16 protein-coding genes and 1 tRNA gene are annotated in these 14,759 nt (G+C 64.8%); 7 read left to right on the top strand and 10 right to left on the bottom strand.

What is annotated here, in order from left to right:
* The first annotated feature begins 52 nt into the window (after positions 1-52).
* The gene (locus tag CXR02_RS17140) at positions 53-457 is read left to right on the top strand and encodes a DUF4383 domain-containing protein (protein ID WP_104063080.1); all 405 of its coding nucleotides are present in this window, start codon (positions 53-55) and stop codon (positions 455-457) included.
* 6 nt (positions 458-463) lie between these two features.
* Entirely contained in the window at positions 464-1,051 is a 588-nt protein-coding gene (locus tag CXR02_RS17135; RefSeq protein ID WP_104063079.1) for a hypothetical protein, read from the top strand.
* A 123-nt stretch (positions 1,052-1,174) separates the two neighbouring features.
* Here the strand turns inward: CXR02_RS17135 and CXR02_RS17130 are convergent, their stop codons facing one another.
* Positions 1,175-2,791: a cation acetate symporter gene (locus CXR02_RS17130; protein ID WP_104063078.1), complete on the bottom strand. Its 1,617-nt coding sequence runs from the start codon at positions 2,789-2,791 to the stop codon at positions 1,175-1,177.
* Entirely contained in the window at positions 2,788-3,168 is a 381-nt protein-coding gene (locus CXR02_RS17125; protein WP_104063077.1) for a DUF485 domain-containing protein, read from the bottom strand. Before CXR02_RS17125 ends, CXR02_RS17130 begins: the two co-directional genes overlap by 4 nt.
* A gap of 178 nt (positions 3,169-3,346) precedes the next feature.
* Between CXR02_RS17125 and CXR02_RS17120 the strand changes: the two genes are divergently transcribed.
* The 4 genes from CXR02_RS17120 to CXR02_RS17105 all read left to right on the top strand — a co-directional run bounded on the left by CXR02_RS17120 (position 3,347) and on the right by CXR02_RS17105 (position 7,145).
* Positions 3,347-4,537 (top strand): sensor histidine kinase, encoded by a 1,191-nt coding sequence (locus tag CXR02_RS17120; protein WP_104063126.1) that lies wholly within the window; start codon positions 3,347-3,349, stop codon positions 4,535-4,537.
* Between the two features lie 61 nt (positions 4,538-4,598).
* Positions 4,599-5,324, top strand: a complete 726-nt coding sequence (locus CXR02_RS17115; protein ID WP_104063076.1) for a LytTR family DNA-binding domain-containing protein — start codon at positions 4,599-4,601, stop codon at positions 5,322-5,324.
* Complete coding sequence (locus CXR02_RS17110) at positions 5,321-5,671, top strand: hypothetical protein (RefSeq protein WP_104063075.1); 351 nt, start codon at positions 5,321-5,323, stop codon at positions 5,669-5,671. The genes CXR02_RS17115 and CXR02_RS17110 overlap by 4 nt, the downstream gene beginning before the upstream one ends.
* 7 nt (positions 5,672-5,678) lie before the next feature.
* Complete coding sequence (locus CXR02_RS17105; protein WP_104063074.1) at positions 5,679-7,145, top strand: cation acetate symporter; 1,467 nt, start codon at positions 5,679-5,681, stop codon at positions 7,143-7,145.
* A 24-nt stretch (positions 7,146-7,169) separates the two neighbouring features.
* Here the strand turns inward: CXR02_RS17105 and CXR02_RS17100 are convergent, their stop codons facing one another.
* The 6 genes from CXR02_RS17100 to rpsB form a co-directional block, all read right to left on the bottom strand.
* Entirely contained in the window at positions 7,170-7,754 is a 585-nt protein-coding gene (locus CXR02_RS17100) for a DivIVA domain-containing protein (RefSeq protein ID WP_056348278.1), read from the bottom strand.
* Positions 7,755-7,846: 92 nt separating this feature from the next.
* Positions 7,847-8,770 carry a phosphatidate cytidylyltransferase gene (locus CXR02_RS17095; RefSeq protein ID WP_104063073.1) on the bottom strand — a complete coding sequence of 308 codons (924 nt, stop codon included), beginning with the start codon at positions 8,768-8,770 and terminating at the stop codon, positions 7,847-7,849.
* Positions 8,770-9,327 (bottom strand): ribosome recycling factor, encoded by a 558-nt coding sequence (frr, locus tag CXR02_RS17090; RefSeq protein ID WP_056348274.1) that lies wholly within the window; start codon positions 9,325-9,327, stop codon positions 8,770-8,772. Before frr ends, CXR02_RS17095 begins: the two co-directional genes overlap by 1 nt.
* Before the next feature lie 125 nt (positions 9,328-9,452).
* Positions 9,453-10,190 (bottom strand): UMP kinase, encoded by a 738-nt coding sequence (gene pyrH, locus CXR02_RS17085; protein ID WP_104063072.1) that lies wholly within the window; start codon positions 10,188-10,190, stop codon positions 9,453-9,455.
* Between the two features lie 128 nt (positions 10,191-10,318).
* Complete coding sequence (gene tsf, locus CXR02_RS17080) at positions 10,319-11,155, bottom strand: translation elongation factor Ts (protein ID WP_104063071.1); 837 nt, start codon at positions 11,153-11,155, stop codon at positions 10,319-10,321.
* Positions 11,156-11,284: 129 nt separating this feature from the next.
* Positions 11,285-12,187, bottom strand: a complete 903-nt coding sequence (gene rpsB, locus CXR02_RS17075) for a 30S ribosomal protein S2 (RefSeq protein WP_104063070.1) — start codon at positions 12,185-12,187, stop codon at positions 11,285-11,287.
* 404 nt (positions 12,188-12,591) lie between these two features.
* Between rpsB and CXR02_RS17070 the strand changes: the two genes are divergently transcribed.
* Positions 12,592-13,089 carry a murein hydrolase activator EnvC gene (locus CXR02_RS17070; protein WP_104063069.1) on the top strand — a complete coding sequence of 166 codons (498 nt, stop codon included), beginning with the start codon at positions 12,592-12,594 and terminating at the stop codon, positions 13,087-13,089.
* 103 nt (positions 13,090-13,192) lie between these two features.
* On the opposite strand, the gene CXR02_RS17065 is transcribed toward CXR02_RS17070, so the two are convergent.
* Both CXR02_RS17065 and CXR02_RS17060 read right to left on the bottom strand, forming a co-directional pair.
* Entirely contained in the window at positions 13,193-14,383 is a 1,191-nt protein-coding gene (locus tag CXR02_RS17065; protein WP_104063068.1) for an acyl-CoA dehydrogenase family protein, read from the bottom strand.
* 186 nt (positions 14,384-14,569) lie between these two features.
* A tRNA-Ile gene (locus tag CXR02_RS17060) sits at positions 14,570-14,646 on the bottom strand.
* Positions 14,647-14,759 lie beyond the last annotated feature (113 nt).

Below are 14,759 nucleotides of genomic sequence, written 5' to 3'. Positions count from 1 at the left end.
CCGCAGTCTGGCCGGGACATAACGTTCCCGCCTTACCGGAAGGATTCGGGCCATGCGTACTTCTCCGAACCGCCTTGTCGCCACCGTCTTCGGTGCCGTTTATCTTCTTGTCGGCCTCCTGGGTTTCGTGGTGACCTCCGGCATCGGCTTCTTCGCCACGGAGGGCGCCAACCTCATCATTTTTGAAGTGAATCCGCTGCACAATGTCATCCACCTCGCGATCGGCGGCGCACTTCTGTACGCGGGCCTGAAAAGCACGGACATGGCCCGTACGGTCAACACCGGCGTCGGTGCCGTCTATCTCCTGGTCGGTGTGCTTGGGTTGTTCCTGCTGACCTCGCCACTGAACATCATCGCGCTCAACGGTGCCGACAACGTACTCCACTTGGCCAGCGCGGTCCTGCTGCTGGGCGTGGGTCTGTCCATGGACAAGTCCGCAACAGCCGTCAGGGCGTAGCAGGCCATGGCTGCCGAGCCAGGAGGGGGATGGGCCGTCCCGGCCGTCCGGCTCTTCGGCGGCTTCGCAGGATTCGGGGCCGGCTCAGTGAACCTCGCCGTTGCCTCAAGCCTCCTCGCGGAGCCGGGAGTGTCCGGCTCCGTCTGGCCGCCAGCCCTGGCGGTCGTCTCCGGCGGCTGGGGAGCGGCCCTGAGCCTCTGGACCGTCCTGGCCTTGCACCGCGGACGGATTGTCGGGTCCGGGCGGACCGTGGCGTTCCTGCTGACGGCATCCGGGGCGCACGTGGCGGCCCTTGCCTTCAGCAGCGACACGTCAGGCCTTCACCTCAGCCACCTCGCGGCGCTGCTGCTGACGCTCATGATTGTCGCGTCGGGCGCCTGGCTGAAGGGGCGCCGGCTCCGGGGAATGGACGACGACGGCATGGCGCCCGCCGCTGCCCGCCCGGGCATCCTGCTGCTCACCGCTTTCGCCGGTGCCGTGCTGGTGGCCGGAATCGCGACGCCGGGACTCGCCGCTTCCACGGCGGGCCAGTTTGCGGTGCCGCATGGTCAGCACGGCGGTCCGGCCATGCCGGCGGGCCACCATCAGCGCTGACGCCACCGCCTTTTGAACGTCGCCGCCGGCTCAGCGTTGCCTGCGGCTGAGCGTCGCCTGCAGCTGGAACGTCAGAGAGCCCCTATGCCATGCGGCACAGGGGCTCTCTGACTCAGTCAGCTATCAGTGGTCCACGGCCTTCTCCGCACCCACACCGGTCAGGGACCGTACTTCCATCTCGGCCTGCTTGGCGGTGTCCTCGCGCTTCTTGTCCAACACCGTTCCGAGCCAGCCGAGCAGGAACGCCAGCGGGATGGACACAATGCCGGGGTTGCTCAACGGGAAGAAGGCGAAGTTGGCGTCCTTGATCATGGAGGTCGCCCCGCCCGATACCACCGGCGAGAAGATGATCAGGATGATGGCCGAACCCAGGCCGCCGTACATGCTCCAGACCGCGCCCTGGGTGGTGAACCGCCGCCAGAACAGCGAGTAAACGATGGTGGGCAGGTTGGCCGACGCCGCGACGGCGAAGGCCAGAGCCACCAGGAAGGCCACGTTCTGACCGTTGGCGAAGATGCCACCCAAGATGGCCATCACGCCGATGACCACCACGGTGCGCCGCGCCACCTTGACCTCGGTGTCGGCGTCGGCCTTGCCCTTGGAGATGACGCTGGCGTAGATGTCATGGGCGAACGAAGCGGCGGCGGTGATGGTCAGCCCGGCTACCACCGCAAGGATGGTGGCGAAGGCAACCGCCGAGATGAAGCCCAGGAGCAGCGGCCCGCCCAGGTGGAAGGCCAGGAGCGGGGCTGCTGAGTTGACGCCGCCGGGCGCGCCCTTGATGGTGTCGGCACCCACGAGGGCTGCTGCACCGTAACCGAGGACCAGGGTGAACAGGTAGAACAGGCCGATCAGCCAGATGGACCACACGACTGACTTGCGGGCTTCCTTGGCCGTGGGCACGGTGTAGAAGCGCATCAGGACGTGGGGAAGGGCCGCGGTACCAAGGACCAGGGCCAGGCCCAGGGACATAAAGTCCAGCTTGGACGTCTCGGTCTTGCCGTACTGCAGGCCGGGGTTCAGCACCGCCGGGTTGCCGGAGGTCTCAACAGCTGCGCCGAGGAGGCTGGAGACGTTGAAGCCATAAATGGCGAGGACCCAGAAAGTCATCACGGCCGCGCCGGCGATCAGCAGAATTGCCTTGATGATCTGGACCCAGGTGGTGCCCTTCATGCCGCCGATCAGGACGTACGTGATCATCAGGACGCCGACGACGATGATCACCAGTGCCTGTCCGCCCCAGTCGCTGATGCCCAGCAGCAGTGAAATGAGGCTGCCGGCTCCGGCCATCTGCGCCAGGAGGTAGAAGAAGCAGACAGCCAGCGTGGAAATGGCCGCAGCGATGCGGACGGGGCCCTGCTTGAGCCGGAAGGAGAGGACATCGGCCATGGTGAACTTGCCGGTGTTGCGGAGCAGTTCGGCGACGAGCAGCAGGGCGACAAGCCAGGCCACGAGGAAGCCGATGGAGTACATAAAGCCGTCATAGCCGTTGATGGCAATGGCACCGGTGATGCCCAGGAACGAGGCCGCGGAGAGGTAGTCGCCGGCGATGGCCGTGCCGTTCTGCGAGCCGGTGAAGGAACGGCCGGCCGCGTAGTAGTCAGCGGCGGTTTTGTTGTTGCGGCTGGCCCGCAGCACAATGACCATGGTCACGGCAACGAACAGGCCAAAGATGCCCATGTTCAGCAGCGTGGTTTCTTTCAGGTCGGCGACGTCTACAGCCGTGGCAATCCCGATCATTTGGTCACTCCACTCAGGATGTTGCCGTCCTTATCAAACTCATGGCCTTCGATTTCGTTGCGGATCTCCGCCGCGATGGGGTCCAGCTTCCGGTTGGAGTAGCTGACGTACCAGCCGGTGATGGCGAACGTGGAGACGAACTGCAGCAGGCCCAGGATCAGGCCGACGTTGATGTTGCCCCACACTTTGGTGGACATAAACTCGACGGCGTAGTCAGCCAGCAGGACATACGCGAAGTACCACAGCAGGAATGCCACGGCCATGGGGAACACAAAGCTGCGGTGACGTTTGCGCAGTTCCTGGAACCGCTCTGTCGACTGGACCTGTTCGAAGTCCACGGACGCCGCTGCGTCCGGAGTGTGGGCATCGTTACCCATCGTTCCTCCTCATTGAGACTTGCCTGGTTCACACGGACCGGCCTGCGGACAGGATGCGGACAATGTGACTGCAATCACTCTGCGCTGCGGTAGTCGTTTATTCCAGAACCATGGCCGGAACGGTCGCTCAACGGTTACGATGCTGCGACTAACGGCACCCGCCGCTACGCTGGGCACCATGCCGGACTCCCCGCTCCTGACCGCCGCCGCAGTTGCGGTGATTGTGCTGGCGATCGCCGTCGTCGTCGGCGTTGGCATCAAGCTGCTCCGATCCTTCCGTGAGCTGGGCACCGACGCCGAGCGCGCGACGTACAACACCCTCCACGCTGCTTCGAGTGCCGGCCAGCACCTGCGTACGGGCCTCAATCCGGCGGGCGCCGCCAAGGCGAGCCGGCAGCTCAGGAACTTGCTGGGCTGTGATGCGCTGGCCATCACCGATACGGCCGGCGTGCTGGCCTGGGACGGTGCCGCCGAGGAACTGAAGCCCCGGTTGATGGAACTGGCTGCGGACGTCCTGATCGGCGGGCGGACGGCGGTGCTCCAGGCGCGGGACCTGGGGACGGGCCATGCCCCCGGAAGCTTCGCCGCCGTCATCGCGCCGGTCCGTGCGGGCTCACGGGTGGTGGGCGTCGTGGCGGCGTTTGCCCCGTCGGCGGGCGCAGGCCTGGTCCGTGCCACCAGCGAAGTGGCGGACTGGGTGGCCGTCCAGGTGGAGTTGGCTGAGCTGGACGCGTCCCGGACGCTACTGATGGAAGCCGAAGTGCGGGCGCTGCGTGCCCAGATCAGTCCGCATTTCATCTACAACTCGCTGAACGCGATCGCGTCGTTCATCAACACGGATCCGGAGCGGGCGCGCGAGCTGGTGGTGGAGTTCGCTGATTTTACGAGGTACTCGTTCCGGCGCCACGGTGACTTCACCACGCTGGCGGAGGAACTGCGCTGCATCGACCGGTACTTGCTGCTGGAGCGCGCCCGTTTCGGTGACCGCGTCCAGGTCAGCCTGCGGATCGCGCCGGAAGTCCTCAGCACCGTCATCCCGTTCCTGAGCCTGCAGCCGCTGGTGGAGAACGCCGTCAGGCACGGCCTGGAGGCCAAGGAAGGGGCGGGCCACATCACCATCACGGCCAATGATTCGGGCGCCTATGCGGAAGTGACCATAGAGGACGACGGCGTGGGGATGGACCCTGCCGAGCTCCAGGCGATGCTGGCCGGGCACCACGACGGCGACCACGTGGGGCTGCGCAACGTGGACGCCCGGCTCCGGCAGGTTTACGGGGACCAGCACGGCCTGGTGATCGAGACGGCCCCGGGCGAAGGAACGCTGATCACCATGCGCGTGCCCAAGTCCCAGCCCGGCCACGACGCCTGAACCCCAGCTTTATGATCTCAGCCGCCTGATTCCAACCGCCTGCGGCGGCTAATGTAGGACCATGATTAATGTCCTCGTCGCCGACGACGAGTTACCCGCCGTGGAGGAGTTGGCCTATCTCCTGGGCAAGGATGACCGGATCGGGGTCATCCACCGGGCCATTTCGGGCACAGAAGCGTTGCGGGCCCTGAACACCGCAACGGTTGACGCCGTCTTCCTGGATATTCACATGCCCGCCGTGTCCGGCCTTGATGTTGCCCGCGCCATCGCGCGCAGCAGCAAACCGCCGGTGGTGGTGTTTGTCACCGCGGACGAGGACTGCGCCCTGGAGGCGTTCGAGCTTGCCGCCGTGGACTACCTCCTTAAGCCCGTCCGGGCCGAGCGGCTGTCCCGGACGGTGGGACGGATCAGCGAGCTGCTGCGCGACGGCGGCGGCGGCCCCGCCCCCGAGATGATCACCGTTGACCAGGGCGGCACCACCAGGATGATCAGGCGCGACGACGTCACGTACGTCCAGGCGCAGGGCGACTATGCCCGGCTGCACACCGCGGATGCCAGCTATCTCATCCGGGTTCCGCTGGCAGACCTGGAGCAGCAGTGGGCCGAGGCCGGGTTTATCCGGACGCACCGGTCCTACCTGGTGGCGCTGAAGCATGTGCAGTCCATGAAGCTGACGGCGGACAAACCCAGCGTCTCGGTGGCCGGTGCCGCCCTGCCCATCAGCCGCCGCCACCTTCCCACGGTCAGGGAAAAACTGGAAGCCACCCGCATCCGGCCGCAGGCATGACCCGGGTCCGTGTCACCGCTCCGCGCTCGGCACCCCGGCCGGCCCGGGAGTCCCGCGAGGCGGCGGAGGAATCCGAGGTGGGGCAGGTCTTCGTCCGCTCCCTGATCCGTTCCCAGCTGCGGCTGGCCCTGGTGGTGGCCATCGGCTTTATGCTGATCCTGTGCGCGTTCCCGTTGCTGCTGGCAGCCCTGCCGGGCCTCGCCGAGACCCGGATCGCGGGGATCCCGTTCGACTGGATCCTGCTCGGTGCAGGCATTTATCCCGTCATCGGCCTCAGCGCCTGGCTGTATATCCGGACCGCCGCACGGAACGAGGCCCGCTACCGGGACCTGGCCGGGGACGAGTGATCACCTCATGAATCCCGCAGTGGGTGTGATCGCTCTCGTGTTGGTTTCGCTGGCAACGGCCGCTATCGGGTTTTACGGCCTGCGGATTTCCCGGACCACGGGCGATTTCTACGTGGCTTCCCGGACCGTCAAGCCATGGTGGAACGCCTCGGCCATCGGCGGGGAGTACCTCTCGGCGGCGAGTTTCCTGGGCGTGGCCGGGCTGATCCTGCTGTCCGGTACCGACGCGCTGTGGTTTCCCGTGGGCTACACCGCCGGCTACCTGATGCTGCTGCTGTTTGTGGCCGCACCGCTGCGCCGCTCCGGCGCCTACACGATCCCGGACTTCACCGAGGCGAGGCTGGATTCGCGCGCAGTCCGCCGTGTGACCAGCGCGGTGGTGGTTGTGGTGGGCTGGCTGTACATTGTGCCTCAGCTCCACGGCGCGGCCTTGACCATCCGGATCACCACCGGGCTGCCGGCCTGGGTAGGCTCCGTGGCCGTGGTGGTTGTGGTGTGCCTGACCGTTGTGGCCGGAGGCATGCGCTCCATTACGTTTGTGCAGGCGTTCCAGTTCTGGCTCAAGCTCACCGCCCTTGCCGTACCCGTCCTGTTCATCGTGTTCACGCTCGCCGGTGACGGGAGTGCCGCCGTGGCCCCCGCCGTCGTCAATCCCACCGGGCTGGCCCCCGCCGGGCCGTACCAGAACATCTCGCTGCTGGTGGCACTGCTGTTCGGCACGCTGGGGCTCCCCCACGTCCTGGTCCGCTTCTACACGAATCCGGACGGACACTCGGCACGGCGGACCACGCTGATCGTGCTCGGGCTGCTCTCCGTTTTTTACCTGTTTCCCACCGCCTACGGGCTGGTGGGGCGGATGTTCGCGCCCGAACTTGCCCGGTCAGGGCAGGCGGACGCGGTGGTTCTCCTGCTGCCGGGGCAGCTGATCGGTGGAACCGCGGGCGACCTGCTCTCAGCGTTGGTGGTGGCCGGGGCCTTCGCCGCGTTCCTGTCCACCACCTCGGGCCTGGTGGTCTCGCTGGCTGGCGTGATCAGCCAGGACGTCCTGGGCGGCAGCGTGCGGGGATTCCGGCTCGCCGCCGTCGTCTCCGCTGTGGTCCCGCTGGGATTTGCCGTGATGACTGATTCCCTGGCGCTTGCCGGCAGTGTGGGCCTGGTGTTTGCGTTTACCGCCTCCACTGTGTGCCCGGTGCTCCTGCTGGGCATCTGGTGGCGGGGACTCACCGATGCCGGCGCCATTGCCGGAATGGTGACCGGCGGCGTCCTCTGCGGCGGCGCCATGGTGTGGGGAACGGTCCTGGGCGCTGCTGGCACGCCCTTCTGGCTGGCCCAGCCGGCGGCGTGGACGGTTCCCGCCGCCTTCGCCGTGATGGTGCTTGTCTCCCGGGGGACAAAACACCGGATTCCGCGGACCATGAGCCGCGTCATGACGCGGCTGCACACTCCCGAACGGCCGTTGGTGACCGAACGGTGAGTCACGTGGCCAGCTAACGGGCAGTCAGTCTATGGCCGCCATGAGTTCAACCACGCGGTCCAGGAAGGCATCAACCTGGGTCTCTTCGTAACCGTCCTTGCCCACGGCGGGACGGAAGACCACCCGGCGGACATTGTCCACGCTGAGCGGCTTGTCCTCTTCGAGGTAGCCGATCAGGTCGTAGCAAAGATTGTCCACGTCCAGGATGTTGTAACTGCGGGCCTTCTTTTTTGACGGGCGCCGGAAGCGCTCACCGTCAGGCCGGTGGAGGCGGCCCCGGAGGATCCCGGAGAGGCTGCCGATCTCCCGCAGCCAGGCATCCTCGCCCTTGGCGGCAATCAGTTCGTCCCGTTCGCGGCGGGCGAAGGCGTCTTCGAGCCGGTCCAGCGCTGCGTCGACGACGGCGGCAGCGTAACCTCCCTTGACTGGGTCAAAGGAGACGCTCCGGACATCGGCGCTGGTGACGGCATGGATGGCGGCCTTCGGCGTCTCCAGTGCCACCCTGGCCCGCTGGAGGAACTGGTCCACCTGTTTGGCGTTGTACCCGAATTCGTTGCCCCGCACGCGCTCAAACGACGCGGGGATTTTCCGTTGAAAGTCCAATGCCACTGTTGATCCTTTGTTGCTTCAGCTGGGTCAGGTTACGCACCAGTCTATTGGCGCTGCCGGCGGTCCGGCGAAGATAGTCCGAGAGGGTCGCGTCAGACGCCCGCAACCAATGCGAACAGCACAAAGGCCACGGGACAGGCGAAGACGATGGAGTCCAGGCGGTCCATGACGCCCCCATGTCCGGGCAGGATGCTGCTCATGTCCTTGATCCCGAGTTCACGCTTGACCATCGACTCGGCCAGGTCTCCTGCGGTGGACGCTGCAACGACGCCCACGGCGAGGATCACACCCACCCACCAGGGTTTTCCCAGCAGGAAAATGCTGGCAAGGACGCCGATCAGCATGGCCCCGGCAATGGAGCCGGCGAAGCCTTCCCATGATTTCTTGGGGCTGATCTTCGGGGCCATGGGGTGTTTGCCCAGCGATGCGCCCACGAGGTAGCCGAACGTGTCGTTCGAAACCACCAGCAGGAGCATCACGGCCACCTGCCAGGCCCCGGGCGGCACGGTTCCGCCAGGCCAGAGACCCACCGGGGTGGCGACTCCGACAGCGTGCAGCGGCAACGTGGCGAAACTGATGAAGAACGGGACCCAGCCCAGCGTGAACACGCCGGCAAAGATGCTGTTCGCTGATCCGGCGGGGTTCTCCACTGAACGCCAGAGGAGGACTGCCACGCAGCTCAGGAGCATGGCGAAAAGCAGGCTCTCAAGTCCGCCGAGATAGGCGGCGAACGGCATGGCGACTGTACCCACCATGACCGGGACGATGGGCATCCTGGTCCCGTTCGCCTCCAGGGCACGGAAGATCTCCCAGACTCCGAAGACCGCGAACCCGGTGGTGACAGCCACGAATCCGAGCGGGAGGAAAACCAGGCCGCCGAGCACACCGATCAGCATGGCCAGGCCCACCACAATGGCTGCCGGAAGATTCCGGCCGGCCTTGGGTGTCGGATTGCTCCGCAACTGTTTCCCCCTGGTGCGCGCCCTTTGGCTGGGGGCCTGCTCTGCCTGGCTCATCAGACTTCGAGCAGCTCTGCTTCCTTGCGCTTGAGCAGCTCGTCGATGCCGTCCACGTGCGATTTGGTCAGGCCATCCAGTTCCTTTTCGGCGCGGCTGCCTTCGTCCTCGCCGGCTTCGCCGTCTTTGACGAGCTTGTCCAGCGTTTCCTTGGCCTTGCGCCGGATGTTGCGGATGGAGATCTTCGCGTCCTCGCCCTTGGTCTTGACGATCTTGACGTATTCCTTGCGGCGTTCCTGGGTCAGGTCCGGGATGGTGATCCTGATGACGTTGCCGTCGTTGGAGGGGTTGGCGCCCACCTCGGAATCACTCAGGGCCCGCTCGATGTCGCGCAGTGCGGTCTTATCGAACGGCGTGATGAGGATGGTGCGCGCGTCCGGAATGGCGAAGGAGGCAAGCTGCTGCAGCGGGGTGGGCGAACCGTAGTAGTCCACCAGGACCTTGTTGTAAAGGCCCGGGTTTGCCCGTCCGGTGCGGATCGAGGCGAAGTCTTCCTTGGCTACCTCTACCGCCTTGTCCATCTTCTCTTCGGCTTCGAGCAAGGTTTCTTCGATCACTGTCTCTCCTCAGAAATCAGTGCAGTCCGGGTACCGGTTCCCTGCACAATCTTGGTTCATGGTTCCTGGTTCCATTGTTGCCCGGTTGCGGGCATGGAACCGTGCTCAGATCATCCTAGCTGCAGCTACGGGGTCACCAGGGTACCGAGCTTTTCGCCCAGGATGGCGCGGGTGACGTTCCCTTCGCCTTCCATCCCGAAAACCACCATGGACAGGTTGTTGTCCTTGCACATGGTCATTGCGGTCTGGTCCATGACCCTGATGTCGCGGCGCAGGGCGTCGTCGTAGCTCAGCGTGTCCAGCTTCTCGGCAGCAGGGTCCTTCTTGGGATCCGCGGTGTAGACGGCGTCCACGCCGCTCTTGGCCATCAGGACGACGTCCGCATGGACCTCCAGGGCGCGCTGGGCGGCCACTGTGTCCGTCGAGAAGTACGGCAGGCCGGCTCCGGCGCCGAATATGACCACGCGGCCCTTTTCCATGTGGCGGATGGCCCGGCGGGGAATGTACGCCTCGGCGACCTGGCCCATGGTGATGGCGCTCTGGACGCGGGTTTCAACGCCGGCCTGCTCCAGGAAGTCCTGCAGTGCCAGGCAGTTCATGACGGTGCCGAGCATGCCCATGTAGTCGGCGCGCGAGCGGTCCATGCCGCTCTGGGACAGTTCCGCGCCGCGGAAGAAGTTGCCGCCGCCGACGACGACGGCAACTTCCACTTCGGGGACGGCTGCGGCGATCTGCTTGGCGACGTCGCGCACGGTGTCGGGATCAACGCCCAGTTTGCCGCCGCCGAAGACCTCGCCGGACAACTTCAGGAGGACGCGGCGCCTGCTTTTCTCTGGCTGGCTTGAAGAATTGACGGCTTCCATGGGTGCCTTCCCGTTTGTGAACTCTGAAAAAGGTTATCGTGCCGGGTGGCCAAAGGTCTCATCGGACCCTTTAGCCGGTGCATGCAAAAGGGGCGGCCACCGAAGTGGCCACCCCTTTGCGGATTCGACTAGGAGCCGACGCGGAAACGCGCGAAGGACGTGCCCTTGACACCGGCCTCTTCGAGGACCTGCGCCACAGACTTCTTGGCGTCCTTGGCGAAAGCCTGGTCGACCAGGACCTCACCCTTGTAGAAGCCGGTAACGCGGCCTTCCACAATCTTGGACATTGCGGCCTCGGGCTTGCCTTCAGCCTTGGCGGTCTCTTCGGCGATGCGACGCTCGGACTCGACCAGGTCGGACGGAACGTCTTCGCGGGTCAGGTAGTTCGGGGACATCGCTGCGATGTGCACTGCAATATCGTGCGCGGCGGTGGTTGCGGCTTCGCCTTCACCCTCAACAGCGAACAGGACGCCGACCTGGGCCGGGAGATCCTTAGACGTCTTGTGCAGGTAAGCGTCAACAGTGCCGCCCTCAATGCGGGACAGCTTGCGGACAACAACCTTTTCGCCGAGGATTGCGCCTTCTTCGACGACAACCTCGGACAGCGGCTTGCCGTCAACTTCGATGGCCAGGAGGGTGTCGAGGTCGGCAGCGCCGGACTCCACAGCCACGGCCAGGACCTTGTCGGCCAGCTGGATGAACTTGTCAGCCTTGGCGACGAAGTCGGTCTCGCAGTTGACCTCGATCATCACGCCGACGCCGTTACTGACCTTTGCGGCCACCAGGCCTTCGGCGGTGGAGCGGCCTTCGCGCTTGGTAGCGCCCTTGAGGCCCTTGATGCGGATGATCTCGATGGCCTTTTCGGCGTCACCGTTGGCTTCGTCAAGAGCCTTCTTGACATCCATCATGCCGGCGCCGGTGCGCTCGCGCAGAGCCTTGATATCAGCGGCAGTGTAGTTCGCCATGTGAACCCCTCTGTCTAGAAAATGTATGTGGTGTACGGACCGACAGGACAGCGGCTCACCGAGTGAGCCGCCATCCTGTCAGGTGCTCCGGCGCTGCAGGCAGCGCCGGAGAATCCGGATTTACTAGTGTTACTTGTCAGCGTCGGCGGCGGGAGCCTCGGCGGCAGCCGGAGCTTCCTCCGCAACCGGAGCAGCTTCTTCGGCTACCGGAGCGGCAGCTTCTTCAGCAGCCGGAGCAGCCTCAGCGGCAGGTGCTTCTTCAGTCTTGCTGCCTTCGAGGAGTTCGCGCTCCCACTCAGCCAGCGGCTCTTCCGGAGCTTCCGTGGTGCCCGTGGCGCGGTTGTGGCGGGCGATGAGGCCCTCAGCAACGGCGTCGGCGACAACGCGGGTCAGCAGGTTCACGGAGCGGATGGCGTCGTCGTTGCCCGGGATCGGGAAGTCGACTTCGTCAGGATCGCAGTTGGTGTCCAGGATGGCCACAACCGGGATGTTCAGCTTCTTGGCTTCGTCAACGGCCAGGTGTTCCTTCTTGGTGTCCACGATCCAGAGCACGGAAGGTGCCTTGGTCAGGTTGCGGATACCGCCGAGGTTGGTTTCCAGCTTGGTGAGTTCACGGCGAAGGAGCAGCAGTTCCTTCTTGGTGTACGCGGAACCGGCGACGTCGTCGAAGTCGATCTCTTCCAGTTCCTTCATGCGCTGGATGCGCTTGGAAACGGTCTGGAAGTTGGTCAGCATACCGCCGAGCCAGCGCTGGTTCACGTAAGGCTGTCCAACACGGGTAGCCTGCTCAGCGATGGATTCCTGGGCCTGCTTCTTGGTGCCGACGAAGAGTACGGTGCCGCCGTGTGCAACGGTGGCCTTTACGAACTCGTAGGCACGGTCGATGTAGGACAGCGACTGCTGAAGGTCAATGATGTAGATGCCGTTGCGCTCCGTGAAGATGAATCGCTTCATCTTCGGGTTCCAACGGCGGGTCTGGTGTCCAAAGTGGACGCCGCTGTCAAGCAGCTGGCGCATAGTTACGACGGGCATGCCGGCGCTCCTTCCGGCAGGTCATTCATGAGAGAGCCTTTCAGGCCCTCTTACCCTGCCAATAGTTGACGGTTAATTAGCGTGGCCCAAGGCGGGGCCGTGCTCCTGGCATCCATTGCGACTCTCATCAGGACCGCGAGGCCCTGACCGCAAGAGACACAATCCTCCTCATACAAAGCCGGGGCTTCAGATTTGGAGGGCTGGATACGCGTAGTCAGTTGCTGCTCCCCCGCATTCCTGAATGAGGCGTGCCGACGCAAGCGTTGAGGGCACAGCAAACTGCTCCATCAAGTGTACAACAGGAGCCAATAGCCGAAGGACAACCCGAGGGCCTGCGACGGGCGTTTTCCACATGGCCAAGGTGCGCACTCCCGCTGAGGGATCCGGCACGCAAAGCTGGGTTTATGAAAGCAATAGTTGCCCTCGCGGCAGTGCTCCTACTGCCGGCCGCGGCGGCTCCAGCGGATACAGCCCCGCGCGCTTCCTGGGAATGGCCGCTCGCCCCCAGGCCCGCTGTGCTGCGCGCCTTTGACCCGCCGGACAAGCCGTGGATGAGCGGGCACCGAGGAGTGGACCTTGAGGCAACGCACGACGGCGTCCCGGTCACCGCGCCGGAGTCCGGCACCGTCAGTTTCGTAGGAGTAGTGGTGGACCGCCCCGTGATCACTATCGATCACGGGGGCGGTCTCCGCAGCAGTTTTGAGCCAGTCGAAAGCCCGCTCACGGCCGGGGCTGTGGTGGCGAAAGGCGAGATCATCGGAACGCTGCAGCCCGGGCACTGCGGCGCTCTTGCCTGCGTCCACTGGGGCGTCAGGCAGGGGGACGCCTACGTCAATCCGCTGGAATTCGTCACCGACCTCCGCCCGTCCGTCCTGCTTCCCCTGGGGCTGGACACTGGCTGACCGCCGAGCGCTGACGGCTGACGGCAGACGGCTGACGGCTGACGGCTGACGGCTGACGGCTGACGGCTGACGGCTGACGGCTGACGGCTGACGGCTGACGGCTCTAGACGATCGCCGAGATCCCGGTGATGGCGCGGCCGGTCACGAGGGTGTTGATCTCGTGGGTTCCCTCATACGAGTAGATGGCTTCCGCGTCGGCAAAGATCTTGGCCATCTCGAAGTCGGTCACGATGCCGTTGCCGCCCAGGAGGCTACGGCCGATCGCCACGCTCTCGCGCATCCGGGCGGTGGTAAATGCCTTGGCCAGGGCGGACTGTTCGTCCTTGGCCTGGCCGGCATCCTCCAGCTGGGAAAGCCGGACCATCATGCCCATTGAGCTGACTGCGTTCCCGAGGATCTGTACAAGCTGGCTTTGGACGAGCTGGAATGATGCCAGCGGGCGGCCGAACTGGTGGCGTTCCACGGCGTAGCGGCGGGCCACGTCGAAGGCGGCCAGCTGCTGGCCGACTGCCTGCCAGCCGACGGACAGCCGCGTGACTTTCAGGACCTTGTTTGTGTCGCGGAAGCTGTTGGCGCCCGCCAGCTTGAAGAAGTCCGGAACCACTACGTTCTCCAGGACGATGTCTGCGTTCTGGACGGTCCGAAGGGAGATCTTGTTTTCAATCTTGGTGGCGCTGAAGCCGGGCAGCGCCGTATCCACGAGGAAACCCTTGACCTGGCTGTCGGCGAGGTCCCGGGCGTAGACCACCACCCAATCCGAGAAAGTAGCGTTGCCGATCCAGCGCTTGGCGCCATTGAGGATCCACGTGTCGCCGTTTCGCTGTGCTGTTGTGCGCGTGCCGCCGGCTACGTCGGAACCTCCCAGCGGCTCCGTAAGACCGAACGCGCCGATCTTCTTCAGCGAATAGATATCCGGGAGCCAGGCGTCCTGCTGTTCCTGGGAGGCCAGGGCTTCGATAGAGCCGGTAAACAGTCCGTCGTGCACGCCCATGAAGGTGGCGATGGAGGTATCGGCGCGCGTGGCCTCGGCATGGACCAGGCCGGCAAACAGGTTGGAGTATCCCTGCCGCCGCACAGGGCTCACCAGGTCGATCTCGGCCAGCTTGGGAATGAGTTCCATGGGGAACTCGCCGCGGTTCCAGCAGTCCACGGCAATGGGCCGGACTTCGCGGGTCAGGAAGCCCCGGATCTCGGCGAGCCGGTCCTGCTCCTTGGCGGTGAGAAGCTGCTCGAAGGCGAAGAAGTCGCCGTCGGCGTACGGAAGGTTGTTGATGTCAACAGAGGCTTTGGACATTTGGTTCCCTCGCAAAGATCAGCAGCGCGGACAGGCCAGCCATGGCAGGACAGGCCGGGACTCAGCGGCTCGGTAAGTTACTGGTCAGTAACATACCGCAGATTGCGGGAAACCGAAAGAAACCGCGGCCGACGATCTCTCGTCAGCCGCGGTTCCATGATGGTTTAGTTCCTGCGGTGTCGTGCTTGGTAGGGCTACTCGGACTTGAACCGAGGACCTTAGGATTATGAGTCCCGCGCTCTAACCAGCTGAGCTATAGCCCCCTGCCCTTGCCGGCGTGGTCCGCGGAGGACTTCGGTTTCAGCAGGGCAAAAACACTCTAGCAAACAGTGGCGGGCATCAGGACCACGCAGTTAGGGCGCCGGGTCCGGACAGG

This window comes from Arthrobacter sp. 4R501 (assembly GCF_002929755.1).
In the GTDB taxonomy this organism is placed as follows: domain Bacteria; phylum Actinomycetota; class Actinomycetes; order Actinomycetales; family Micrococcaceae; genus Arthrobacter.
The sequence above is the reverse complement of the archived record's forward strand: the minus strand, read 5'-3'. Positions and strand labels throughout refer to the sequence as shown.

Bases quoted from the DNA above. Each gene is read 5' to 3' on its own strand.
- CXR02_RS17140 (WP_104063080.1), top strand. From the start codon at position 53: ATGCGTACTTCTCCGAACCGCCTTGTCGCCACCGTCTTCGGTGCCGTT.
- CXR02_RS17135 (WP_104063079.1), top strand. From the start codon at position 464: ATGGCTGCCGAGCCAGGAGGGGGATGGGCCGTCCCGGCCGTCCGGCTC.
- CXR02_RS17130 (WP_104063078.1), bottom strand. From the start codon at position 2,791: ATGATCGGGATTGCCACGGCTGTAGACGTCGCCGACCTGAAAGAAACC.
- CXR02_RS17125 (WP_104063077.1), bottom strand. From the start codon at position 3,168: ATGGGTAACGATGCCCACACTCCGGACGCAGCGGCGTCCGTGGACTTC.
- CXR02_RS17120 (WP_104063126.1), top strand. From the start codon at position 3,347: ATGCCGGACTCCCCGCTCCTGACCGCCGCCGCAGTTGCGGTGATTGTG.
- CXR02_RS17115 (WP_104063076.1), top strand. From the start codon at position 4,599: ATGATTAATGTCCTCGTCGCCGACGACGAGTTACCCGCCGTGGAGGAG.
- CXR02_RS17110 (WP_104063075.1), top strand. From the start codon at position 5,321: ATGACCCGGGTCCGTGTCACCGCTCCGCGCTCGGCACCCCGGCCGGCC.
- CXR02_RS17105 (WP_104063074.1), top strand. From the start codon at position 5,679: ATGAATCCCGCAGTGGGTGTGATCGCTCTCGTGTTGGTTTCGCTGGCA.
- CXR02_RS17095 (WP_104063073.1), bottom strand. From the start codon at position 8,770: ATGAGCCAGGCAGAGCAGGCCCCCAGCCAAAGGGCGCGCACCAGGGGG.
- pyrH (WP_104063072.1), bottom strand. From the start codon at position 10,190: ATGGAAGCCGTCAATTCTTCAAGCCAGCCAGAGAAAAGCAGGCGCCGC.
- tsf (WP_104063071.1), bottom strand. From the start codon at position 11,155: ATGGCGAACTACACTGCCGCTGATATCAAGGCTCTGCGCGAGCGCACC.
- rpsB (WP_104063070.1), bottom strand. From the start codon at position 12,187: ATGCCCGTCGTAACTATGCGCCAGCTGCTTGACAGCGGCGTCCACTTT.
- CXR02_RS17070 (WP_104063069.1), top strand. From the start codon at position 12,592: ATGAAAGCAATAGTTGCCCTCGCGGCAGTGCTCCTACTGCCGGCCGCG.
- CXR02_RS17065 (WP_104063068.1), bottom strand. From the start codon at position 14,383: ATGTCCAAAGCCTCTGTTGACATCAACAACCTTCCGTACGCCGACGGC.